This is a genomic window from Kordiimonas lipolytica, assembly GCF_042651265.1.
Classification (GTDB): Bacteria; Pseudomonadota; Alphaproteobacteria; order Sphingomonadales; family Kordiimonadaceae; genus Kordiimonas; species Kordiimonas lipolytica.
Genome location: NZ_JBHSCR010000007.1, coordinates 191,115 through 214,379 on the forward strand (window position 1 = coordinate 191,115; position 23,265 = coordinate 214,379).

Here is a 23,265-nt window from a genome sequence, read left to right on the forward strand (position 1 = left end):
GGTGCGGTCATGAAATTGGCCTCAGTCCTCGAAAACAAAATTCAGGTGCCGCAAAGGGGTTAGCCCCATTGTTACGACACCGGTTCTTATGGCCGTTTTAGCGTGGCAATACTGGTGTGTCTAGCATCTGCACCGCCTATAGACGCGCTTCATCCATATTTCTTGAAAAGGGTACGACCGGAAGCACCCAAAAGCGCCAGAAAGGATAGGCTTAGCGCTTCATGGCGGCACGGCGCTTGCGGTAGTCCTTGAGCGACCGCGCATCCAGCCACTGTTCATAGAAGCTGTCATAGACGCCGCTAAGGTCTTCCTTGGCGATCATGGCGTTGATCTTGCCGATCAGCGCTCGCCCAATGGGCATGTCGCTACAGCTGAAGCCACCGGACTGGACGCTTTCTTCGCCTGCAATCGGGAAAGCCGTAAAGCTGTCCGGTTTGCCAAGCTGGCGGAACTGGTGATTGACTTCGGCGGGGAACCCGAAGGTATAATCGATGCGGCCATGCAATAGCAGCGCGCCATAGCGGTCAAACGGTATGGTAACCATATGATCCGCTGCGCCGAGCTTGCCCAGGGTCTCGTTGATCAGCTGACTATAGAAGCGTTCCGGCACCACACCAAGCGACAGATGATCCGCTGCCACCAGCTTTGCGATGTCGATTTCGCCGTCGGTGTTGAGGAAGGGGGCAAAAAGCCCGACGTTGCGCTGCATCACGACTACGCGGTTGGTCATGAGATGATAGACATCGTCGCTGAAAGTCGCAAAAGCGGTGCGTTCCGGGGTTCTAAAAAGGGCAGCGCTGCAGAAGCCGTCCAGCTTCTTCATCTGCGCGTAGATGCGGTTGAGGTTAACTGTGACTGTCACATGATTGTATTCGGGCAGCTTTTCGGCCACATAGCGCACGATCTGGTCGCCGTACCCCTTCCCCTCATACTCGCCACTAGCGATGAAAACAGGTGGGAAATCAGGGCTGAGCCAGTGGATGGTCGGCTTGTCAGCGGCAAGCAGCCCCTGCCATGCAGAAGCCATCAAGACAAGAAAAATGGTAGCCCGACGTATCATATGACCCCACAACCACAATGCCCCACCACAATCCAAGGCAGACAATAGCTGTCAAAGGATAATGTTTCCTTAAACCTGCCCTTGCAGCAATTGCGCCGCTGGAACCAAAAAAGCGGCCCCACAAGGCCGCTTTCCCGGAATTCTTATAACTTCTAAGGCGACGACCTGCAGATGGCCAATGCCCTACTTCGCGTCTGCGTCGTCCGCGTCTTCGGCTTTTGGATCAACCAGCATGGCTTCGTTGACGAGGCCCGCATTCTTACGGATCATATTCTCGATCTCGTTGGAGATGTCAGTATTCTCCAGAAGGAAGCGCTTGGCGTTCTCGCGGCCCTGGCCAATGCGCTGGCTGGAATAGCTGTACCAGCTGCCGGACTTTTCAACGACACCAGCCTTGACGCCCAGGTCGATGATCTCGCCCATCTTGGAAACGCCTTCGCCGTACATGATGTCAAACTCGACCTGCTTGAACGGAGGCGCCAGCTTGTTTTTCACCACTTTCACCCGCGTAGCGTTGCCGACGATCTCGTCTTTTTCCTTGATCGCACCAACCCGGCGGATGTCCAGACGGACGGAGGCATAGAATTTGAGCGCATTACCGCCCGTTGTTGTTTCCGGGCTGCCGTACATTACGCCGATCTTCATCCGGATCTGGTTGATGAAGATAACGATCGTGTTGGACTTGGAAATGGAGGCCGTAAGCTTCCGGAGTGCCTGGCTCATGAGCCGGGCCTGCAGGCCCACATGGCTGTCGCCCATCTCGCCTTCAAGTTCAGCGCGCGGCGTCAGTGCCGCAACAGAGTCAACCACCAGGATGTCTACAGCACCGGAACGCACCAGCGTATCGGCAATCTCAAGCGCCTGCTCGCCCGTATCAGGCTGGCTCACCAGCAGTTCGTTCACGTCCACGCCCAGCTTGCGGGCGTAAACCGGGTCGAGCGCGTGCTCAGCATCCACAAATGCCGCGATGCCGCCCGCCTTCTGGGCTTCCGCCACTGCGTGCAGTGCCAGCGTGGTTTTACCGGAACTTTCCGGCCCATAGATTTCAATGATCCGGCCTTTGGGGAAACCGCCGATCCCAAGCGCAATGTCGAGATTGAGCGAGCCTGTGGAGATGGTATCGATCTCGATGCCCGATTCCCGCTGCCCCAGCTTCATAACGGAGCCTTTACCAAAGGCCCGGTCGATTTGGCCAAGCGCTGCTTCAAGCGCTTTTGTCTTATCCATGGAGTTTCCCTTTACCAACTGTAGTTCTGCTGTTGCCATGATCGGGCTCCCTTATTCCACAGGCTGATATCCCTTGCAATGGATGATTTGTCATCCTTGCCCTTGCCACCTTGTACCCTTTTTGTTCTCTCTTCGCAAGAACAAATATTCGCGTTTTGTTCTCACGCCTAGTTCATGCAGGAACACCAAGAAAAAAAGGGCACTACCCCTGTGCCATTTGTGTGCCCATTTGCGCTCAGTGTGCCCGTTAGCCGAGGATGGATTTAACCTTCTCCGCCAGGTCTTTCAGCGAGAAGGGTTTCGGCAGGAAAAGGAACTCTTCCGCCTCCAGGTTTTGCCGGAACACGTCTTCCGCATAACCGGAGACAAAGATCACCGGCAGGTTCGGCATGTTTTTGCGCGCTTCCTTGACGAGCGTGGGGCCGTCCATCGTCGGCATGATCACGTCAGAGATCAGAAGATCGATGGTTTCCGGGTGGGTATTGAGTATCTCAAGCCCAGCCTCACCCGATGCGGCTTCCAGTACCTTGTATCCCTTGTTGGCCAGCGCGCGGGACGCGAACATGCGCACGGGGTCTTCGTCTTCCACGATCAGGATCGTGCCCTTGCCCGTCAGGTCGCGGGCTGGGGCCTCCGGCTTTTGCGCCGCGCTTTCGGCTTCTGCTTCTGCGGCGTGGGCCTTGAAGAACAGCAGGAAACGGGTGCCGTGCCCGAGTTCTGATTCGACAAAAACGAAGCCGCCGGTTTGCTTGACGATGCCGTAAACGGTTGCGAGCCCAAGGCCCGTGCCCTGCCCCACCTCTTTCGTGGTGAAGAAAGGTTCAAAGATTTTGGACATGTTCTCAGGCGCGATACCACACCCGCTGTCAATCACCTCCACCAGCACATAATCGTCGGGCACCACCACGTCGTAGCGTTCAATGAGCGGGTCATCCGGGCCAATCATGCTTGTTTTTATCTCTAGCCTGCCGCCCCCCGGCATGGCATCGCGCGCGTTCACCGCGAGGTTGATAATCACCTGCTCAAGCTGCCCCTGGTCCACCTTCACCGGCTGCAGATCACGGCCATGCACCACCTTGAGTTCAATATTTTCACCGATCAGACGACGAATGAGGTTTGAAAGCTCCGCCAGCACATCGGTCATCATCAGGACCTTGGGCCTCAGCGTTTGTTGGCGCGAGAAGGCCAGAAGCTGGCGTACAAGATTGGCCGCGCGATTAGCATTCTGTTTGATCTGAATGATGTCAGAGAAGGACTGGTCGCCCGCGTCATGCCGCACCAGCAAGAGATCGCAGAAACCGATAATGGCTGTCAGCAGATTGTTGAAATCGTGCGCTACACCACCGGCCAATTGGCCAACCGCCTGCATTTTCTGAGCCTGTACGAACTGACGCTCAAGGCTCTTTTCCTGTGTTGTATCAATGAGATACAGAATAGCGTATGTCTCATCACCGCGCGAGATAGCAGACGAATAAATCTGACCAACCCGTTCCGGCTGGCCGTCATAGACCACGTCGAGCGGCGTTGAAGCCGGCTTGCCGTCATGGGCGAAACCGATGAGCTCCATCAGGTCAGCCCGGTCATCTTCCTTGACCAGGTCAAGAACGCTGGAGCCAACACTGATCGTCTTTCCTGCCGGATGGCGCTTGAGCGGCTGGTTATATTCCTTGATAGCCCCATCCCGGGCAACAACCGCCACAGCGATGGGCGCGGCATCAAAGATGGGGTCTATCAGGAATTCCCGGTCTTCCGGCACCAGGCGCCCGCGAATCTGGTCCAGCTTACGCAGGAACCGGTAGCGTCCGAGGTTTCTATCGTCCTCGCGCGATGGCAGCGGCATATCCACCACATCTACGTCCATCCGCTGTTTCTTGCCAATCAGGAGCTGGGTTTCCCCGGCCTTGAGCTGTATCTTGAGCGGCATTTCGCCCTCTGCCAGGCCCATCCATTCCCTAAGAGTATCATTGATATAGTGGATTTTGCCTGACGCATCTTCCAGGAGTACACCACAGCCGAGACGCTCGAAAAGCGGTGCGCCCCAATCGCCGATCATCTTGCGTTCGTGGTCGAGCCGTTCCCGGTCTCCAACGCGCGAAACGCGCCATAATATGTGATAGCCGGTGCGGCGCCCTGTTAGCTTCAGCTTTTCGCTATCCGCGCGGTCGCTCGCAAACACGCCACGGCCTTGCCCTGTCTGCGCTGCGAGCACCAGTGTTTTCTCAAACGCTTCCTTCACCCCATCAGAGCGGAACAGGTCCATCATTGTTCGCACACGCCCCATGGCAAGCCGGTCAAAAGCGGCGTTGGACGCTGCAATCTCTCCCCGGAAGTCGCTAAGCGCTACAGCCCGCCGATCAAGAGATACCAAGGTCTGGACCAACTCTCGATCTGCAAACTCAGTCTGCTCAAGGGGCTGATGCAGGCCGCCAAGGGCCCGGAGAAGCGTAAGCGCAGTCGCAATCAACAAAATACCGCCCAGAATGGAAGCAACGGCCATACCCCAGCTTACTGCAACCAATGCAGCAATGCCGATGGTGCCAATAAGGCCTGCCAAGGCAACTGTCAGCAGTTTAACACCGGACTTGGCCTCGCTTTGATGCAGCGCTTCCTGAAACGGTCTCGGCAACCGGCTTTCCATAAATGCCTACCCCTTTGGTCCCTGTTCTGCCCACCTATAGTTCAGAGAGTAGTCACCCTGATGGCGAGAAGGCAAGCCCGTTAACGCGATGGCTTGAACCCTGCCCTTTTCAGCTTCAAGATATAACTGATTACCTCTGCCACGGCTTTATAATGGTCTGGCGGCACTTCCTCGTCGATCTCAACAGTTGCATACAATGCCCTGGCCAACGGCGGGTTCTCGACAATCGGCACATTGTGTTCGGTTGCAACTTCCCGGATTTTGAGCGCCACGCCTTCAACCCCTTTGGCAACCACGCGGGGGACATCCATTTGCCCATGCTTGTATTCAAGTGCTACGGCATAGTGTGTCGGGTTGGTGATCACGACATCTGCGTCCGGCACAGCGGCCATCATACGCTGCCTCGAACGCTCCATTCGGATCGCCCTCAACCTGCCCTTGACCTTGGGGTCACCATCGGTTTGCTTGTGCTCGTCTTTGACCTCCTGCTTGGTCATGCGCAGCTTCTTGATGTGCTGGTAAGACTGGTAAGAGAAATCAATGGCCGCAACGATCGCCATCACAATCAGCACACCGATCAGAAGCTTGATCACCATTGTATGGATCAGCGCGACGACATCGATAACCGGCAGCAGCATCAACGTATCCATCCGGCCACGTTCCGGATAGACGATGATGAAAATAACAACCGCCACAGCGATCAGCTTGGCAGAAATCTTGAACGCTTCCACGCCCAATTTATCAGGTGCCCACTTCTTGGCATTTGATGCTGGGCTTAGCTTCTTGAAGCTGGGCTTGATCTTTTCAAAGGTGATGCTTGTCTTATGCTGCAACATGTTGCTGGCTATCGCCGCGAACACAAGCGCCCCAAACGGTACAAGAAGCACCAGGAAAATGCGCCAAACGACTGGCATCAGGCTTTCAAGAGCGCCCACCTGATCGGTGTCCATCAGGTGCAGCGTCGACATATGCACATATAGGACGTTGGTGACAGATGTGCCCATGAAGCCGCCGCCGGCCCCAATAACAATGGCGGCAATGAACAGCATGAAGAAGGTTTTCACCTCCTGACTTTGGGCCACATCACCTTTTTCCTCCGCCTCACGCAGGCGCTTGGGGGTTGGCTCCTCAGTCTTCTGGCTGTCGTCCTGCTCTGCCATTCTCTATCCCAGAAAGCTCACAAGGAGCTCTTCAAACCGCTCAATAAATAGCGCCATCATCGACCCCATAAGGATCATCAACAGGGCGAACCCCATAAAGAGGTTAATGGGCATGCCAATGAAAAACACTTGGAAGGCCGGGATCATGCGGGAAATCAGCCCCAGGCCTGCATTGTAGATGATACCATAGGCCACAAAGGGGGCCGCGATATGAAACCCCAGCAAAAAAGCGCTCGACGTATATTCGACAATGACCATCGCGAAATCCGTATAGGGCAAGCCAAGGGCTACCGGAAATTTCAGATAGCTGTGCGCCATGCCCAGGATCATAAGATGGTGCAGGTCTGTAACCACGATCAGTGTGATGGCGACAAGTGTCAGGAAGGCCCCAACAAGGACGCCTTGGCTACCCTGGCTTGGGTCAAAGGACTGAGCGGCGGCCAGTCCTGTCAGGAAGGCGATCACTGTACCTGCTACATGGGTTGCTGCCAACATGATCCGCGTCGTCAACCCCAGAACCACCCCGATCATGGCTTCACGGATAAGCAGAGCACCCAGAATGATGGCATTATCGGGCATAGGCGGTAGCTCAGCCCGAACCGAAAGATAGACGACAAGAGAAATCACAAAGCCCATTGTTGCCCGTATGCGCCCTGGCACCGACTGGTCGCCAAGCACAGGCATCGTCAAAACAAGGGCAATAAGGCGCGTGGCGACAAGCAAGAACCCGAATGCTTCCGCTGGAAGGACTTCTCCCAGCATGGGTTATCCGCCGGAGATGATGCGTTCCGAAATCCGCAGCATCAGGGCAGACATACTTTGCCCCATGAAGGGCATCGCGATCAGCAAGGCCGCGAAAACAGCGATGATTTTCGGAACAAAGGTCAGGGTCATTTCCTGCAACTGGGTCAGCGCCTGGAAGAAAGCGATTATCAGGCCTACACCAAGACCGACAGCCAGTATGGGGCCTGCAATAAGCAGAAGGGTCAATAGCGCATCCCGCGCGACCTCAATGACGTCACCACTTTCCATATTCTGGTTGCCCCCGCCCGGCTTGGTTAGATTGGCATCTTCAGGATGTCGTTATAGGCGGCGATCACCTTGTCGCGCACTGTCACGACCGTGTTTACCACCATCTCGGCATTGGAAACCGCAGTCACCACATCCACCATATCAGCTTCATTTACCAAAGCCTTGGCAGACGTGATTTCCATGTGTGATGTCGCCTGCTGAACATCACCAACGGCATCATTTACAAGAGCTGAAAAAGCGCTGTTAGACTTGGCGCCATCCAGACCGTCACGAGAACCGAGGCCGGTCTCCTGCATCTTCTTGGTGGCCTGCGAATAGGCGTTGACGGCATCAAGCTGTTTCACATTCATTGCCTATCTCCTAACGCAGCAGATCAAGCGTCATGGTGGCCATCCGACGGCTGGCCTCAAGCGCATTGATGTTCGATTGATAGGTCCGCTGGGCCTGGCGCATGTCCATCATTTCGATCATGCCGTTCACATTGGCCGTCTTGATATAGCCTGCGTCGTCAGCCGCCGGGTTGCCCGGATCGTATTTCTTGCCGAATTCCTTCTGGTCGAACTCCACCTTGCCCGGTTTTACCAGTTCCACGCCCGAAGCGCGGTCCAGTTCGGTTTGAAAGGTGATGATCTTACGCCGGTATGGGTCTGCACCCGGTTCCGATGCGACCGAATTCTGGTTGGCGATGTTTTCGGAGATGACACGCATACGCACTGACTGCGCGCGCAGCCCGGCTGCCGAAGCCATCATAGCCTTTTCGAGATCCATCGCTTGTTCCTTTACACTGGTTCAAGCCGGTCACGACGCTGTTCTAGCGTCCGCCACCTTTGCCTAGGGCGATATTCAACAGCCCGATATTCTTTTTGTAGAGGTTGACCACCATGCCGTACTTCATCTGGTTGTCAGCCAATTTGAGCATTTCTTCTTCGAGAACGACTGAGTTACCCGTTGGGGTTTCCTCCGCGTCCTTGATATCCTGCTTGCGCGCGCTAGAGGCAGAAGCACCACTTGTATCAAGGTGGCGGGCATCCTTCGTACGCATCTGTGTGCTGTGCGTCCGACCGGAAACCAACCCGTCAACGAGACCGGAAAAATTCTGCTCGGTCAGCTCTTTAGCCTTATAGCCAGGCGTATCGGCGTGGCCAATATTTTCACTGATAACAACCTGGTTGTTATTCAGCCATTTCATCCGGCTTCTAAGAGCGGCCATCAGGGGAATATTGGTTAAATCCATGTTTCCAACAGTCTCTTTTTGCGCGCATTACTTATTTCAACATACCATAGCATGCACCGGAACCGGTTAACAAGTTGCAAACACGCGATATTTTTCTTGTACCCCTTAGCCAAGCGCTTGCATTTCCGGCCGATTTATCGCTCAATATCGACATGTCAAACCAGAACCCGACAGATGCACCCAAGCCGGTGCCTGACACAAAAGCCATTGCTGTAAAGAGGGATAGCGAGAACGCTGCTCCCCGAATTACCGCGAAAGGACATGGCTTTAACGCGGAAAAAATTCTGGACATCGCCTTTGCAGAGGGTGTGAAGGTCCGGCAGGACAAGGACCTCACGGAGCTTCTGGATGCCTTTGAGGTTGAAAGCCCAATTCCACTGGAGGCCCTGCATGCCGTCTCACTGATACTGGAGCGGGTATATGCAGAAAACAAGGCAATGGAAGCCGCGCGTGAGCCAGCTTCAGATACAATAGAGACCACCGAGCTGCTGCAACCAATGCCGGCAGAGGACGACGGGGAAATAACCGATCAATGACAAGTGAAGCCATAAGCGCCTTTTCCATCCTCATTATCATGCTGGGCCTGCTAGGGCTGGCCGCATGGGCCGTCAAACGCTTCGGCCTGATCCCGGGACAGCCGCGCATGACAGGCAAGAAACGGGAGATTACCGTCGTCGACAGCCAGATGCTGGATGCTCGCAACCGTTTGGTGGTTGTGAACTGGCGCGGACGCGACTATTTTCTCGGAACCGGCCAGCATGGCATCACTTTGCTTGACGGGCCGGAAGGCACTAACACACCGTCGGGCTTCAAACAGGCGCTAGCAGAGGAAACCAATCGTGAAAGCCATTAAGTTTCACCGCAAGCTGATCATCCGCAGTTTCCTGTTCCTTTTGCCGTTGGGTCTGGCCGCGCTGGCGATGGTGACAACACCTGCAGCAGCACAGTCTCTGAGCCTTGATTTAGGCGAATCCGGCTCACTGAGCGGTCGCGTGGTACAGATGATTCTCTTGCTGTCAGTGCTGAGCCTGGCGCCAAGCATCCTGATCATGATGACCAGCTTCACCCGCATGATCATTGTCTTCTCGCTTCTAAGAAGTGCTATGGGTACGCAGCAAACACCCCCCAATATTGTCTTGATTTCGCTGGCCCTATTCCTGACAGGCTATGTCATGGCCCCTACCCTGACAGCCGCCTGGAACCAGGGAATCCAACCGCTGGTGAACGAAGAAATCGATGAACAGGAAGCCTTCAACCGCGCCTCCGTTCCTCTCAGGAATTTCATGCTGTCCCAGGTGCGGGAAAAAGATTTGGAACTTTTCATGAACCTGTCACCATCCGAGCCGGTTGACACACCAGAGGAAGTCTCACTGACCATTCTTGTACCGGCCTTCATGATTTCGGAGCTTCGCCGCGCGTTTGAGATTGGTTTCCTGCTTTATGTGCCCTTTGTCGTGATCGACATGGTCGTAGCCTCGATCCTTATGTCCATGGGCATGATGATGCTGCCACCGGTGATGATCGCCATGCCTTTCAAGCTGATCTTCTTCGTGCTTGTGGACGGCTGGAATCTTGTGGCCGGATCACTGGTGCAAAGTTTCGGTACTGCCCCGCCGCCCGGGGTCGGGACATAGATGTGGGGGATTAATCCCCCACCCTGATGCGCACAACCTGGGGCGCTTCCAAGCTGCCCAGATACAGCATGTCGCCCACCTGTTCGGCAGACGTAATCATGTAAACATTGCTCCCCATAGGGTCCTGCAGCGTGCGGATTACATTGCCCTGTTCATCAAGCGCAATCACCATCCCCATATGAATGGCCGAAGGCTGCATGAAGGTTGGCAGCTTTGATACCAGGGCCTTGGCCCACGGCTTGGGGTGCAGATTATCCATCATCGGGTTGCGCGGCGACGGGATCGCGAGCCAGAAGGTACCCTTGCGGCTCGCGGAAATGCCATCTGGAAAGCCTGGCAGGTTGTCGATGAAGATATCCGAAGTGCCGGCTTTGTCACCCTTGAGCCAATAGCGGGTCACCCGGTATCGCCCGGTCTCATTGACCAGAACGAAATCCTCATTCTGCGAGAGGGCTATCCCGTTAGCGAAATAGAGGTCACCAAGCAGCTTGGTGGTCTCTCCTGTTGCGGGATCAAACACCAGAAGCCGCCCGTTACCGCGCGCTTCCAGAAGGTCCAGTCGGTAATCGGGCTGGCTATAGGTGTCGCTGGCATCAGAAAAATAGATCTTGCCGTCGCTCGCGATATCCAGGTCATCGGCAAAGGCAAAAGGCACGCCGCCCTCTTCCGTGCTGAGGACAGTCATCTTGCCGTCCTTGTCGAAAGACAGAAGGCCTTTCCAGGCGTCTGCAACAATCAAATTGCCCGCAGCATCGAAATGCAGCCCAAGCGGCCTGCCGCCTTCGATCGTGGCAAACACCTCCTGCGTGCCGTCGTGCAGGATGCGGATAATCTGGCCATCATGCAGCCCACCGTAGATACGCCCTTCACCGTCGACGGCAACGTCTTCGGGCCCGCGACTGATCTGAAGCAGAATGGTCTCCGCGCCAAGTAGCTCGTCATTTGTGGCATAAACGCCTTCAAAACCAGGGCCTTCAGGCGGCGTATAAGCTATGGGATCAATCTTGGCTGGCCACAGAATGAACAATAGCAAAAGGGCCACGACAACAGCCGCGCCACGAATAATAAATTTCCTCACAGAATCCCCCTGTATAAGCCCACCCCCAGGCGGCGCTTCCCAATATTATTCATCCATCATCGGTGGATCGCCCAACTGCTCCCACAGCTCGATCTTGGTGCCCTCCGGGTCCATGATCCAGGCGAACTTGCCGTATTCAAATTCTTCAATTTCACCGATTTGCTCGACGCCCATTTTCTTGAGGCGTTCCAAAAGTTTCTCAATCCCCCGAACCCGAAGGTTGATCATGAATTCCTTGCCTGAGGGGCGAAAATACTCGCTCTCCCGCTTGAAGGGCCCCCATACGAAATAGCCCAGCTTTTCCGGGTCATCATCTTCGCGGAACACAAAAGACGCTCCGGCTCCGTCAAACGGAAAGCCCAGCTTGTCCTGATACCAGGAAACAAGATTCTCTCGGTCACGGCATTTGAAGAAAATTCCGCCCACCCCGGTTATAACACCTTCGGTATCAGACATATTCGCTCCCCTGTTCCGTTCAGGCCAATCGCTCAGGACTATGCGTCCATTGCGATTTCTTCCATAACATAGAACAGGCAATCTTGCCGAACCACATCAACATTTGTGGTCGCCATTGAAGGAATCATCGTATTGCGTGCCTTCAAGAGGCCGCTTGAAACAACAAACAGATCACTTGTGATATCTGCGCCACTTTCATCGACCGCGAAAACTGGCATTTCAAGCCCTTCGCGGAGCTGCGCGACCGCCTCGCCGCTTTTCAGAAGGCCGAAATTGAAGTGGTCGAGATCTGTCCGAAAGCAAATATCACTCCCGCTGGCAGAAAAATCAAAACTGAGCCCAGCCTTAACCTTCACAGTCGCCATGGTTTTCAACAGATGAATGTCATGCGGCGCCACCGGATGGTCCGGGATATGATGTAGGTGAAGGCAGGCATCCAGATACTCAATCGCGTGGGTGAGTGCCGCGTACTGTCCGGCCTGGCCACACTCCAGCGTGACAGAAGGCACATGCTGGGCCATCGCGGCCGATTGCACGCCAAGCGGCCGGGTGAAATACACGACAGTGCGCGAAAACAGCGACGCCAGCTGCAAGTACGCTGTATCCAGCACATTCACACAGCCATAATGGGGATTGCAGCCTGTGTTGTTATGCAGGTCAATGCTGGCAAAAAGCGGTTCTGCCGTGACGCGGGAAACCACATCTTCCATCAAGGATGTTTCAGCACACTTCGGCATGTCAGTACCCGGCCAGGCACGGTTATAGTCCAACTGGCCCGGCAGGACCCGCTCCCCGGTTTTAGCTGCAGCAACATTGCCGATGAAAAGCCACATGGCGCGCGGTAGCAGCCCGCCGCCGTACTTTTTCAAGATAGCCTGCACGGCTTCAAACCCCGTGGGCTCATTGCCGTGCTGCAGTACCGTGACAAAAAGCGGGGGCTTTCGCTGCCCTTCAAGATAAAACAGCGCAGGCCCACCCAGAATAGCTGCAAGGTCACTGACGCTACAGGTCAGCAACTCATCGGGAATTTGGTCATATGTCTGAAGCATACCTAAAGCGGCCACTCATGCACTGGTGTATCCGTTTGCTGCCGCGCCATAAAGGCTTCCAGCATCTCGGCCATGCTGGCACCATGCGCTTTCACATAAGCCCTTTGCCAGGCTGCACCATTCTGGGCTGTTTCCGTACGACTGCGGATGATACCCAGGTACCGTTTGATATCCGCCTCATCTATATTCATTGCTTTCAGGCCCTCTTCCGCCATTGGCAGGAACACTTCCTGAATTAGCTGCCGCATCGGCTTGCCGTCCTCATGATCCCAACGAATGATGGACCCTAGACCATCTTTGGCGGCGGTATAGAAATTATCCCGCGTTGTGAAGAACTGGGCCCGCTTGTGCGGACGGGTTTCAGCGTTCGCCAGATAGGTCACCAGCCCATAATAGAACGCGGAATTCGCGATGGAATCCGAAATTGTGGGTCCCGCGGGGACAACCCTTTGCTCAAGCCGCAGATGCGGGGTGCCGTCCGCGTCCCAACCAACAAGTGGCCTGTTCCAGCGCCAGATGGTTCCGTTCTGAAGCCGGAAGTGATCCAGTTTTTCCGGCTCCCGTCCGGTGACATGCGGCAGCAGGATCGGATAGCGCTGCCGGTTGGCAACAAAGACTTCCGACAGGCTTTCCTCGATAAAGCGAACACCGAAGGTCACACGTTCGGCATAGTCCCAGTCCCCCACGGAGACCGCCTGCTCAAACAGCGGGATACGGCTTTCCGACCACAAATCCCTGCCAAAAAGATAGGGGCTGTTGGCCGACACGGCGACCAGTGGCGCTGAGGCAAGCTTTGAGGCGTTATAATAATCCACGCCCCTGCCCTTCGGCACCTTAAGGTGAATCTGGAAGGATGTTGTTGCAGCCTCAAGCATCACATCCATATGCTCGCTCACCAGATGTTCCCGCCCTTCCACATCAAGCTTGATGGGCTTGCCCTTTCGCATACGAAAGACCTGTTCATTCAATGCCTTATAGCGTTCGGATGCAGACATATTCTCTGTGCATAGGTCGCTGTCCTGCACGGTTGGCAGGATACCGATCATCGCAAGCTTGAGATCCATCCCGTTTGCAGTGTCGCTGGCCTGTGCCCAAAGCCTGGCCAAGTCGGCATGAAGGTTGGACAGGGCCGCTCCTTCGAGCTCTGCCGGGTCGCAGTTGAATTCCACATTGAAACAAGACAGTTCGGGAACCACAAGCGGGCTGCCCACGGCTTTGATAAAGGCCTCATTTTGAGGCACAGGGCGCATGTCGCTGCCAACCAGCCAGGCCTCCAGTTCAAATCCCGCGGTGGTCGGACCGTCAGACAGGGCATCTTCCCGCTCCCAGCTTTCCACCAGATCGGTCTCGATTTTCAGCCTTTTGCCAAACGCCTCATAATCTTCATCTCGAAACTCACTGTGTTCCAGTTCCTGCCCCATACAGCCTCCCTGACAGCATATGTCCATGTGGCAGTATAATGCAGATCAAACAAAAGGCCCACCTTGACCGATGTCAAAGCGGGCCCTGCAATTTTAATCACCTGTCAGCGTGCAGGCTTAGTAAACTTCTTCTTTTGTTTTCAGGAACTTGAGGCTTGGGAAATCGTCCTTCGCCTTATCCAGGTGCCAGTTATTGCGCGCCAGGTACACGGGCGCTCCTGCATGGTCTATTGCCATCGAGGCCCGGTTCTGGTCGGAAAACTTCTTGACCTCCCGCGGGTCGCCCTCAACCCATTCCGCCGTCATCAGGCTGGTGGCTTCAAAGCGGCAAGGCACTTCATATTCTGTTCGAATGCGGTCCGCGAGTACGTCAAATTGCAGCGGCCCCACAACACCGACAACCCAGTCACTGCCAAGAGCAGGCTTGAAGACGCGGGCAGCGCCCTCCTCCGCCAGCTGTTCTAGCGCGCGGCCAAGGTGCTTGGCTTTCATCGGGTCTTCCGGTCGCACCTTCTGCAAAATCTCCGGCGCGAAGGAAGGCACACCAGTGAAACGGATGGTTTCGCCTTCTGTCAGCGTGTCGCCGATCCGCAGGTTGCCGTGGTTCGGCAGGCCGATGATATCGCCCGGATAGGCTTCCTCAGCAACCGCCCGATCCTGGGCCAGGAAAAGCTGCGCGTTATGGATCGCCAGCGTCTTCCCCGAGCGGACATGCTTCATCTTGATGCCCTTTTTAAACCGACCTGACACAATACGCACGAAGGCAATACGGTCGCGGTGCTTGGGGTCCATGTTCGCCTGAATCTTGAAGACAAAGGCCGTCACCTTGTTTTCATCCGGGGCGACCTGGCGTTCTAGCGCTTTACCTGGGCGCGGTCGCGGCGCGAAATCAGCAAGACCCGACAACAGTTCCTGCACACCGAAGTTATTGATTGCTGACCCGAAAAACACTGGCGTCAGTGTGCCTTCAAGATAGTCCTTGAGGTTGAACTGCGGGCACAGCTCGCGAACCATTTCCACGTCTGTGCGCAGCTTTTCAACTGCATAATCCGGCAAAAGCTCGTCAAGCTTTGGGTCATCAAGGCCCTGACACTTGATCCCTTCCGAAAGGCTGTCACCTTTGCCGCGATCAAACAGGATCAGCTGGTCGTGGATAAGGTCATAGCAGCCCTTGAAATCCCGCCCCATACCGATCGGCCAACTGGCTGGCGCCACATCAAGCGCCAGCGTCTGCTCCACTTCATCCAGAAGCTCGAACGGGTCTTTCGTCTCCCGGTCCATCTTGTTGATAAAGGTGGCAATGGGCATGTCACGCAAGCGGCAGACCTCAAAAAGCTTCCGCGTCTGCGTCTCGATACCCTTGGCGGCATCCAGAACCATCACGGCGCTGTCAACGGCAGAAAGCGTCCGATATGTATCTTCCGAAAAGTCTTCGTGGCCTGGTGTATCCAGAAGGTTGAACGTACGGTCCAGATAGTCAAAGGTCATGACAGACGACGCAACGGATATGCCGCGCTCCTGCTCCACCTTCATCCAGTCAGACCGTGCCCGGCGGCGTTCGCCCCTCGCCTTCACTTCACCCGCAGCCTGAATGGCTCCGCCGAACAACAGCAGTTTTTCGGTCAAAGTGGTCTTACCGGCGTCAGGGTGCGAGATGATCGCAAACGTCCGCCGCTTGTCAATTTGCTCTGCCAGGGACATGAAGTCTATCCAACCTTCTTGCGGCGAAATGCCACACTTCCATGCGAGTCGCCGCTAATTTATAAAATTTTAACTAACTGGCGCACATAGAAGCACGCGTCCCGCTCAAATTCGACGGCACACTAGCGACTTCTACAGGGAATGAAAGAGTAAATCCCACCGACATCGCCAAAAATGCTGCAAAAATGCAACAATTTTGCAAAGTGGCTGACATGCACGCGTAACAGGCCTTGCAACCTTAGATCATTCCCTGTATGTCGCGCCCACATGGTTAAGCAGGCACTTATCCATGTATCAGGCAAACAAAAAGTAAATAAATATTCATCAGGCACAAAATTCGTTCAAACTCTATTAGAGGAACAGAAAGTGTCTAAATTACATAGTTTGTCTTTTGACCATCAATATCACCGCCTTTCATTTGAAGGGTTCCCCATTCATTTGAAAGAATATTCCAAAGGACTTACTGAAGTCCCCCTTGTTTTCATCGGCGGTGCCTTTCAAAATATCACTCAGGTTGAAAAACTGAGCAATGCAATTGCCCAAAAATCATGGGTGATTACTGTCGATACACCTGGCAATGGCGATACCGGCATCCTGCCCCACACATACGGCTTCGAATTCATCTGCCGTGCAATCCACAGCGCCCTCAAATCCATTGGTGTAGACCGCATCAACCTGATGGGGTGCAGTTATGGCAGCATCATCGCCATGCGCTACGCCCAGAAATATCTGGGCATCGATAAACTGATCCTGGCGTCCGCCATGGCCGAACTACCGCGTGAGCTTGAATATGATTTCAATCTGTTGCTGTTCCAACTTGAATGGGACCGCATTGAAGATTTCGCTGAAGGGTTCACCAACCTGATGACCAACCCGGATCTGCGCCAGACCAACCGGATTGCCCGCCTTACGGCCGACAAACTCAAATACGCTCTTCTCAATGCTACAACAGGCATCAAGGAGCAGTTCAAGCACAATACGCTGCGTATTCTTCGTGACGGCAGAACCGACCTGAGCCTCATGCCAGACGTCGAAGCCACTATCTTCACCGGTGTGCATGATCATTTCGTGCCGGTTGAAGCCAACATGGCTGTCGCAAATTCATTCAAGAACGGGCGTTTTATCGCCGTTCCGGATGCCGACCACATGATCCATGTAGAGAAGTTCAAGCGCATGATCCAGATCATCCATGAAGCACTTGATTGTGGCGAAGAGCACCGCGAAGAAGGGCTTGAAATGGATAAGGCTGCTTAAGGCGCCCAAGAAACTGCCAGCCTCCACGAACAAAAGAAGGCCGGACGCAGCATCTGCTGTTCCGGCCTTTTAATTTTTACGCCGCCGAGTGGATCACGGATGGGGAGGGGGAAGGAAGAAGTCCAGTCTCCAACAACCGGCAGGCGTTCTTGTGGGCCATAGCTTTTCCGGCGCTGTCTCACGGTTCCGGCATCAGCTTCAGGCCTTTAATGGACTATATAGTCCAGAAAAATAGAATTACAAGACTTATCAGTCCACTTTTGTTGTGCGGCGCCCGTTCACTAATGTTCAAGAACAAAAAAGGCCGGGAAACCCGGCCTTTCCATTGATCAATTGCCCTGAAGCGTTCGCCTGAAAAATTCAAGCGCCTGATTATAGAGGTGCGCCTGCGTGGCTTCGCCCCGAATGCCGTGCTTCTTACCTGGATAAGTCATCAGCTCAAACGGCTTGCCCTTATTCTGAAGCGCCGCCATCAGCTTTACCGAATTATCGAAGAACACATTGTCATCCGCCATGCCATGGATCAGCAAAAGCTTGCCCTTGAAGCCGTCGATATATTTGAAAACACTTGAGTTTTCATAAACATCGCCTGGCGCATCAGGATGGCCCAGGTAGCGCTCTGTATAGGCAGTGTCATACAGGCGCCAGTCGGTCACCGGCGCCACGGACACTCCTGCCTTGAACGTCTCCGGTGCCTGGAACAGCGCCATAAGCGTCATATAGCCGCCATAAGACCAGCCCCAGAAGCCGATATTGTCGCCATCGATATGTTCGAACCCTTTCAGGAAATTAGCCCCTGCCACCTGGTCGGCCACCTCCACCGACCCCATGGCATTCTTGATGTGGCTTTCAAACTTCAGGCCACGATTGGCCATGCCCCGGTTATCCAGCACCAGAACGACGAATCCGTTCCGTGCAAGCATATGGTTGAAGTCCAGCCGCCAGTCGTGACGCACCCTTTGTCCATGTGGCCCACCATATGGCGCCAGTACGGCCGGATATTTGCGCCCCTGCTCCATGTTGGCGGGCTGATACATGCGGTAGTAAAGGTCTGTGCCATCATCAGCCTTGATGGTGCCAAATGATGTTTTTACGCGACTGGCCAGATACGGCTCAAAGGGGTGGCTGGCATCCAGCTTGTTCTCCAGGATTGCGAACCGTGTACTGCCATCCTTCAGGTTGCGAACCATGACCTGCGGCGGCTGATCGGGGCTTGAGAATTTATCGACGAATACATCCTGGCCAACCGTCACCTGGTGCCACCCTGGCTCTTGGCTGATGCGTTTGATCTCGCCGCCATTCAACGGCACGCTATAGAGATGTTGCTCAAGCGGGCTGTCTTTATAGCCGGTGAAATAGACGGTACCCGTTTTATCATCAACATGCTCAATCTCGTTAATAGCCCACTCGCCTGAAGTCAGCGCTGTTACGCCGCGATCCTCCAGATCGTAGGCATAAAGGTGCTTGAAACCGCTACGCTCACTAGCCCAAATCATCAAGGACCCATCAGCCGTAAATTCAAGGCTGTCATGCATATTGATCCAGACGTCAGATTTCTCAGACAGGAAAACATCTACATCCGAACCATCTGCCTCAGCCCAGAGCATATCCAGTTGGGTCTGTGCACGGTTCAGGCGCTGAACAACAACAGAGCTGCTGTCTGGCTCCCAATCAACACGCGCCAGATAGATGTCCTTGTCTTCACCCAGGTCAATCCAGCGCACAGATTGATCTGCCACCGATGCAACACCAAGGCGCACATCCACATTGGTGCTGCCGGCCTCCGGGTAGCGCTGCAGTGTGGTGATCACGCTGCCGTCAGGCTGTACTTCATAGCGGTCCTTGACCGGAACAGCACTTTCATCGAACTGTTCGAACGCAACATAGGCCTCGTTTGGCGACCACCAATAGCCGGTAAAGCGGCCCAGCTCCTCCTGCGCGACGAACTCCGACATGCCATTGGCAACAGTGGCTGTCGCACCTGATGTCAGCTTGATTTCATCCCCGGTCGCCACATTCACCACATAAAGCTCACGGTCGCGTATGAAGGAAACATAGCTGCCTTCCGGGCTGAATTTGATGTCAGTTTCATATTCCGGTGTGGCTGTCAGCTGCTTCACCTCACCGCCAAGGGGCAAAACGAAAACGTCGCCCCCGAGCGGGAACAAAAGCGCCTTACCGTCCGCGCTCCAGTCGTAACTGACAATACCGCTTTTACCGGTTAGCGAGCGGTTGCGCTCCCGCCGCGCCTTTTCTTCCTCGCTCAGCTCTTCTTCCTTGCCGCCAAGAAGAACACTTGAGTCCACCAGAAGCGATGCTTCGCCGGTTTCGACATCATATTCCCACAAGTCCAACTGGGCCTGGTTTTCAGCCTTCCCCCGCAGGAAAGTAATGCGCCGGCCGTCCGGCGACATTTCCAGCCCCTGCACACTTGGGCCGCTGATACTTGGGCTACCCACCAGCCGCTCAATAGTAAGTTCTTCGGCACATACAGTGCCAGTAGCAAAAGCACCAAACGCCAACATTGCGGCGCTTTTGGTTAGGATATTTTTCATTATGTGTCCCCGTTAGTTCCCAGCGTCCAGCAGCCACGTTGAGCCACCTGCCGGAATTTTGTTCTATTAAGGATTGAGCGTATAGCCCTGTTGCTGCAGCTGCGCATGCGCTGTCATCGCCGATAAGGCCATCTTAACGCCCGGCAGCAGGTCTTCTGATGTTATGCCCTGATAGGCGGCAGACTGCCCGCACACATGGAAGGTAACCCCGTGCTCCATCAGCACTTTGATGAGGCCAGCATTCGCGTTTTCGCCGCCATATTTGGCATCATTGGTGACATCGAAAACGGCTTTCCCGTGAATGACCACAGCCAGCTTGATATTCTTCGGGTCCACACCCGCTGCTGCGTGCATGTTCAAAAACCGCGCTGCGCTTTCAAGGCGGCGGCTCACTTTGCCCTCTTCTCCCTTGTCCACAACGTCGAACGCTACCATGAATTTGCTGTCCGCAGGCAGCGTCTCTGCGCCGGGGATAGAAACCACCGGGCCATACTGGGTGATCAGCGGACCTTTGGTGAATTGCGCAGCATCTGCGACTGCCGCCCCAGCCCATAAAACCCCGGCCATCACAGTAGCAGAGCACAAAAAGGCTTTTTTCATCAGAAACTCCCTTAATAAAGCCGCCCCTATCGCGACTAGCAAAGATAGCGCGGCGGCCCAAATCAATTATCTGTTTATTCTTTGGTGCAGATCTTCAAGAAACCGGCCGTAATGAAGGGCACCATCCGTTCATAGGCCGCTACCATATCCCTTGACTGCGCAACGCCGTCCGACAATTTGTCGATCCGGCCAGTATTGGCGAAGGTCAGCGTCAATGCGCCAGAGAGGAAATGATAGGCCCAGTAAAGGTTCTGGGGCTCGGAGTCCGGCAAAGCCTTCTTGAGCGCATCCATGAACCTGCGCGCCATCGGGTCGAAATATTTGGTCATAAGCTGTCCGCCCCATTCCGGCGAGTTGTTCACCTGCGCAATCAGCTCGAAATAATGCCGCCACCCTTCATCCTCTTCATAGCCAAACGCCAGAAGCGGTTTCAGATAGGCATCGATAATCGCCTCAACTGTTGGGCTGTTTTCGCCTGCCTCCTTCTGGCATTTCTCCAGGGCCTCAAGGCGGGTCTGGTTCAACACACCTGCGCGCCTTAGCAGGATCGCATCAAACAGGCCTCGTTTGTTACCAAAATGATAGCTGGCAAGCGCCAAATCCACTTCAGCCTTTTCGGCGACCATCCGCATGGACACCCCGTCGAAGCCGTGCTTGGCAAAGAGTGCCTCGGCGGCATCAAGAATTCTGTCCTTGCGCTTAACCTGCCGGTTTTCTTTGGTTTTAACCAAGGCCTTACCTTCCTCTGGAGCCTTCTTTTGTAGCCCACGCCTTGAGCATTCGTAAATCTCTAATTTTTATGGATTTCATTGCCGGCAGGCTGGACGCTGCAAGTTATCTCTGTATTGTTATCCGGCAATAAGATTTGATTCTATCTGGCTGGTAAAACATGCCCTTGCGGGGCCTGCCAACCTCTATGGCGACAAGAACTATGGCTGAATATACAGACGAATATTTTACCAACCCCGATGGGCTGAAACAGCATTACCGTGACTATAACCGCGCAGGCGAAGACGCTCCGGTGGTTTTGTGCATGCCCGGCTTGACCAGGAATGCCCGCGATTTTGAAGCCATCGCCGAACATCTGAGTGACCGCTGCCGTGTGATCTGCGTCGAACAGCGTGGACGTGGATTCTCCGACTGGGACCCGATGCCCAGCCGCTACCGGCCTGTTACCTATGTAGCCGACATGATGGCGCTCCTGAAACACCTGGGCGTGGGCAAGGTGATCGCAATCGGCACATCGCTGGGCGGCCTGATGACAATCATGATCCAGGCCATGCACCCCGGTACGCTGATGGCCGCCGTTATCAACGATATCGGACCGGATATCGACCCCAAGGGCATTGACCGCATCAAAAGCTATGTCGGCAAGGGCACACCGCCCCAGACTTGGCAAGAAGCGATTGATGCAGTCAAAACCGCCAACGCAGGCGTTTACCCAAACTTCACAGAAGAGGACTGGCGCTGGTATACAGGCAACCTCTATGACGACTTGGACGGCAAACCGGCACTGATGTATGACCCTGCCATCAGCCAGAATTTCGATAGCGACGAAACCCAGGCCGCACCCGACCTGTGGCCCTTTTTCCAGGCCATGTACAGCATTCCGGTAGTTGCGCTCCGGGGTGGCCTTTCGGATATCCTTTCCGCCGAGACGCTTGAGCGCATGGCGGAGAAGCACCCTGACCTCGTGCCCGTGACTGTAGACGGCATCGGCCATGTGCCCCTGATGAACGAGCCGAAATGCATGAAAGCCATCGACGATCTAGTCGCGCGCTTCCTGTAATTTTTTCACCTTTTTATGGACAGTGGATACGGTCTGTGGCAAAGCTGCGGCCATGTCTTTTTGTATTTTTATTTCAGGGAGTGACGCGTGAGTGAACAATTATTGCCGATAAGCGCGCAAGATGTTTACGATGCTGAAGAAGCGATCCGGGGTGCCGTCAAGCGCACACCGATGGAAAAATCCGTTACGCTGTCTGAAATTACCGGCGCAGAATGCTGGCTGAAGTTCGAAATTTTCCAGTTTACCGCAGCCTATAAAGAGCGCGGGGCCCTGAACCGTCTTCTGGCGCTGCCGGAAGACACCAAAGGCGTTATAGCGGCCTCTGCCGGGAACCATGCGCAGGGCATCAGCTATCATGCGGGCCGGTTGGGCATTCCCGCTACCATCGTGATGCCGGAAGGCACCCCCTTCAACAAGGTGAAGCGCACCGAAGAACTGGGTGCGCGCGTCGTGCTGACCGGCAAGGATTTTGAGGAAGCCACCAAGGCGGCCTATGAGTTGGCCGACAAGGAAAACCTGACCTTCATCCACCCTTTCGACGACCCTCTCGTGATGGCGGGCCAAGGCACCGTGGGGCTTGAAATGCTGCAGGACGTGCCCGACCTGGACACACTTGTCGTGCCAATCGGCGGCGGCGGGCTGATTTCCGGCGTGGCAACCATTGCAAAGCACCTCCGGCCAAAAATCCGTATTGTTGGCGTTCAGACAGAAGCCTTCCCCGCCATGAAGGAAAAGATGGACGGCACACAGCTGGCCGGCGACAATATCTCAATCGCCGAAGGCATTGCCGTGAACCAGCCCGGTGAGCGCACCCAGAATGTCGTGCGCCAACTGGTGGATGAGATCGTTACGGTTCCGGAACGCGCTATTGAAGCCGCCATCATCACCATTATGGAGATTGAAAAAGTGGTTGTCGAAGGCGCAGGCGGTATTGGCCTGGCGGCCGTCATGACCCACCCTGAACTATTCCAGGGCCACAAGGTCGGCATCGTGCTTTCCGGCGGTAATATCGACAGCCGGATGCTGGCGAACGCCATCATGCGCGGCATGGCCCGCGATGGCCGCCTCGCACGTTTGCGCATCACCATGATGGATCAGCCCGGCGCGCTGGCACTTGTGACCGATATTGTCGCCAATGTAGGCACTAACATCATTGAAATGCGCCACCAGCGCGAGTTCGGGGCGCTGTCGCTGAAGCAAACGGAAATGGAGCTGGTGGTGGAAGCCAAAGACCAGGAACATGCGCTGAGGCTTGTTCGCGCGCTTGAAGAAGCAGACTTCAAGGTGGACTACGCCAAGACGGTCTAGTCGCCCGCCCAATAAATACACTTAATACTAATTAAAATTCAGTGTATGGTTGCTCTTTGGGGGACTTGG

At 54.9% G+C, this 23,265-nt stretch carries 23 protein-coding genes; 6 read left to right on the forward strand and 17 right to left on the reverse strand.

Features of this window, described 5'->3' with window-relative positions; genetic code table 11:
- Positions 1 to 211 precede the first annotated feature (211 nt).
- From ACFO5Q_RS10905 to flgB, 9 genes are all read right to left on the reverse strand, one after another.
- Positions 212 to 1,060 carry a TIGR02285 family protein gene (locus tag ACFO5Q_RS10905; protein WP_068145591.1) on the reverse strand — a complete coding sequence of 283 codons (849 nt, stop codon included), beginning with the start codon at positions 1,058 to 1,060 and terminating at the stop codon, positions 212 to 214.
- Positions 1,061 to 1,243: 183 nt separating this feature from the next.
- Positions 1,244 to 2,326: a recombinase RecA gene (gene recA, locus ACFO5Q_RS10910; RefSeq protein WP_068145588.1), complete on the reverse strand. Its 1,083-nt coding sequence runs from the start codon at positions 2,324 to 2,326 to the stop codon at positions 1,244 to 1,246.
- A 208-nt stretch (positions 2,327 to 2,534) separates the two neighbouring features.
- Positions 2,535 to 4,925 (reverse strand): response regulator, encoded by a 2,391-nt coding sequence (locus tag ACFO5Q_RS10915; RefSeq protein WP_068145584.1) that lies wholly within the window; start codon positions 4,923 to 4,925, stop codon positions 2,535 to 2,537.
- An 80-nt stretch (positions 4,926 to 5,005) separates the two neighbouring features.
- Positions 5,006 to 6,085, reverse strand: coding sequence for a flagellar biosynthesis protein FlhB (gene flhB, locus ACFO5Q_RS10920; protein WP_068145581.1), 1,080 nt, complete (start codon positions 6,083 to 6,085; stop codon positions 5,006 to 5,008).
- A gap of 3 nt (positions 6,086 to 6,088) precedes the next feature.
- Complete coding sequence (gene fliR, locus ACFO5Q_RS10925) at positions 6,089 to 6,847, reverse strand: flagellar biosynthetic protein FliR (protein WP_068145580.1); 759 nt, start codon at positions 6,845 to 6,847, stop codon at positions 6,089 to 6,091.
- Positions 6,848 to 6,850: 3 nt separating this feature from the next.
- Positions 6,851 to 7,117, reverse strand: coding sequence for a flagellar biosynthesis protein FliQ (gene fliQ, locus ACFO5Q_RS10930; protein WP_068145576.1), 267 nt, complete (start codon positions 7,115 to 7,117; stop codon positions 6,851 to 6,853).
- A gap of 26 nt (positions 7,118 to 7,143) precedes the next feature.
- Positions 7,144 to 7,467 (reverse strand): flagellar hook-basal body complex protein FliE, encoded by a 324-nt coding sequence (locus tag ACFO5Q_RS10935; RefSeq protein ID WP_068145573.1) that lies wholly within the window; start codon positions 7,465 to 7,467, stop codon positions 7,144 to 7,146.
- 10 nt (positions 7,468 to 7,477) lie between these two features.
- Complete coding sequence (gene flgC, locus ACFO5Q_RS10940) at positions 7,478 to 7,885, reverse strand: flagellar basal body rod protein FlgC (RefSeq protein WP_068145571.1); 408 nt, start codon at positions 7,883 to 7,885, stop codon at positions 7,478 to 7,480.
- Between the two features lie 43 nt (positions 7,886 to 7,928).
- Positions 7,929 to 8,351, reverse strand: coding sequence for a flagellar basal body rod protein FlgB (gene flgB, locus ACFO5Q_RS10945; RefSeq protein WP_082719766.1), 423 nt, complete (start codon positions 8,349 to 8,351; stop codon positions 7,929 to 7,931).
- Positions 8,352 to 8,503: 152 nt separating this feature from the next.
- On the opposite strand from flgB, the gene ACFO5Q_RS10950 reads away from it, so the two are divergent.
- The 3 genes from ACFO5Q_RS10950 to fliP all read left to right on the forward strand — a co-directional run bounded on the left by ACFO5Q_RS10950 (position 8,504) and on the right by fliP (position 9,985).
- The gene (locus tag ACFO5Q_RS10950; RefSeq protein ID WP_082719793.1) at positions 8,504 to 8,887 is read left to right on the forward strand and encodes an EscU/YscU/HrcU family type III secretion system export apparatus switch protein; all 384 of its coding nucleotides are present in this window, start codon (positions 8,504 to 8,506) and stop codon (positions 8,885 to 8,887) included.
- Positions 8,884 to 9,204, forward strand: a complete 321-nt coding sequence (gene fliO / locus ACFO5Q_RS10955; protein WP_068145565.1) for a flagellar biosynthetic protein FliO — start codon at positions 8,884 to 8,886, stop codon at positions 9,202 to 9,204. Before ACFO5Q_RS10950 ends, fliO begins: the two co-directional genes overlap by 4 nt.
- Positions 9,205 to 9,271: 67 nt before the next feature.
- Positions 9,272 to 9,985: a flagellar type III secretion system pore protein FliP gene (gene fliP / locus ACFO5Q_RS10960; protein WP_082719792.1), complete on the forward strand. Its 714-nt coding sequence runs from the start codon at positions 9,272 to 9,274 to the stop codon at positions 9,983 to 9,985.
- 10 nt (positions 9,986 to 9,995) lie between these two features.
- Here fliP and ACFO5Q_RS10965 read toward each other — a convergent pair whose 3' ends face one another.
- The 5 genes from ACFO5Q_RS10965 to ACFO5Q_RS10985 form a co-directional block, all read right to left on the reverse strand.
- Positions 9,996 to 11,063, reverse strand: coding sequence for an SMP-30/gluconolactonase/LRE family protein (locus tag ACFO5Q_RS10965; protein ID WP_068145563.1), 1,068 nt, complete (start codon positions 11,061 to 11,063; stop codon positions 9,996 to 9,998).
- 45 nt (positions 11,064 to 11,108) lie between these two features.
- Positions 11,109 to 11,519 (reverse strand): VOC family protein, encoded by a 411-nt coding sequence (locus ACFO5Q_RS10970; protein ID WP_068145561.1) that lies wholly within the window; start codon positions 11,517 to 11,519, stop codon positions 11,109 to 11,111.
- Between the two features lie 38 nt (positions 11,520 to 11,557).
- Complete coding sequence (locus ACFO5Q_RS10975; RefSeq protein ID WP_068145558.1) at positions 11,558 to 12,568, reverse strand: M14 family metallopeptidase; 1,011 nt, start codon at positions 12,566 to 12,568, stop codon at positions 11,558 to 11,560.
- Between the two features lie 2 nt (positions 12,569 to 12,570).
- On the reverse strand, positions 12,571 to 13,989 hold the full coding sequence (locus tag ACFO5Q_RS10980) for a glutamate--cysteine ligase (RefSeq protein ID WP_068145555.1): 1,419 nt from the start codon (positions 13,987 to 13,989) through the stop codon (positions 12,571 to 12,573).
- 117 nt (positions 13,990 to 14,106) lie between these two features.
- On the reverse strand, positions 14,107 to 15,690 hold the full coding sequence (locus ACFO5Q_RS10985; protein WP_068145551.1) for a peptide chain release factor 3: 1,584 nt from the start codon (positions 15,688 to 15,690) through the stop codon (positions 14,107 to 14,109).
- A 366-nt stretch (positions 15,691 to 16,056) separates the two neighbouring features.
- Here ACFO5Q_RS10985 and ACFO5Q_RS10990 point away from each other — a divergent pair, with 366 nt between their 5' ends.
- A complete protein-coding gene (locus tag ACFO5Q_RS10990) occupies positions 16,057 to 16,944 on the forward strand; it encodes an alpha/beta fold hydrolase (protein ID WP_197420970.1) in 888 nt (295 codons plus the stop codon).
- 329 nt (positions 16,945 to 17,273) lie between these two features.
- Here ACFO5Q_RS10990 and ACFO5Q_RS10995 read toward each other — a convergent pair whose 3' ends face one another.
- The 3 genes from ACFO5Q_RS10995 to ACFO5Q_RS11005 all read right to left on the reverse strand — a co-directional run bounded on the left by ACFO5Q_RS10995 (position 17,274) and on the right by ACFO5Q_RS11005 (position 20,830).
- Complete coding sequence (locus ACFO5Q_RS10995) at positions 17,274 to 19,499, reverse strand: S9 family peptidase (RefSeq protein ID WP_231727153.1); 2,226 nt, start codon at positions 19,497 to 19,499, stop codon at positions 17,274 to 17,276.
- 66 nt (positions 19,500 to 19,565) lie between these two features.
- On the reverse strand, positions 19,566 to 20,099 hold the full coding sequence (locus ACFO5Q_RS11000) for a DsrE family protein (protein ID WP_197420969.1): 534 nt from the start codon (positions 20,097 to 20,099) through the stop codon (positions 19,566 to 19,568).
- Positions 20,100 to 20,173: 74 nt separating this feature from the next.
- Entirely contained in the window at positions 20,174 to 20,830 is a 657-nt protein-coding gene (locus ACFO5Q_RS11005; RefSeq protein ID WP_068145546.1) for a TetR/AcrR family transcriptional regulator, read from the reverse strand.
- A 200-nt stretch (positions 20,831 to 21,030) separates the two neighbouring features.
- Here ACFO5Q_RS11005 and ACFO5Q_RS11010 point away from each other — a divergent pair, with 200 nt between their 5' ends.
- Both ACFO5Q_RS11010 and ACFO5Q_RS11015 read left to right on the forward strand, forming a co-directional pair.
- Positions 21,031 to 21,888 carry an alpha/beta fold hydrolase gene (locus ACFO5Q_RS11010; protein ID WP_068145542.1) on the forward strand — a complete coding sequence of 286 codons (858 nt, stop codon included), beginning with the start codon at positions 21,031 to 21,033 and terminating at the stop codon, positions 21,886 to 21,888.
- 87 nt (positions 21,889 to 21,975) lie between these two features.
- The gene (locus ACFO5Q_RS11015; RefSeq protein WP_068145539.1) at positions 21,976 to 23,196 is read left to right on the forward strand and encodes a threonine ammonia-lyase; all 1,221 of its coding nucleotides are present in this window, start codon (positions 21,976 to 21,978) and stop codon (positions 23,194 to 23,196) included.
- Positions 23,197 to 23,265: the final 69 nt, after the last annotated feature.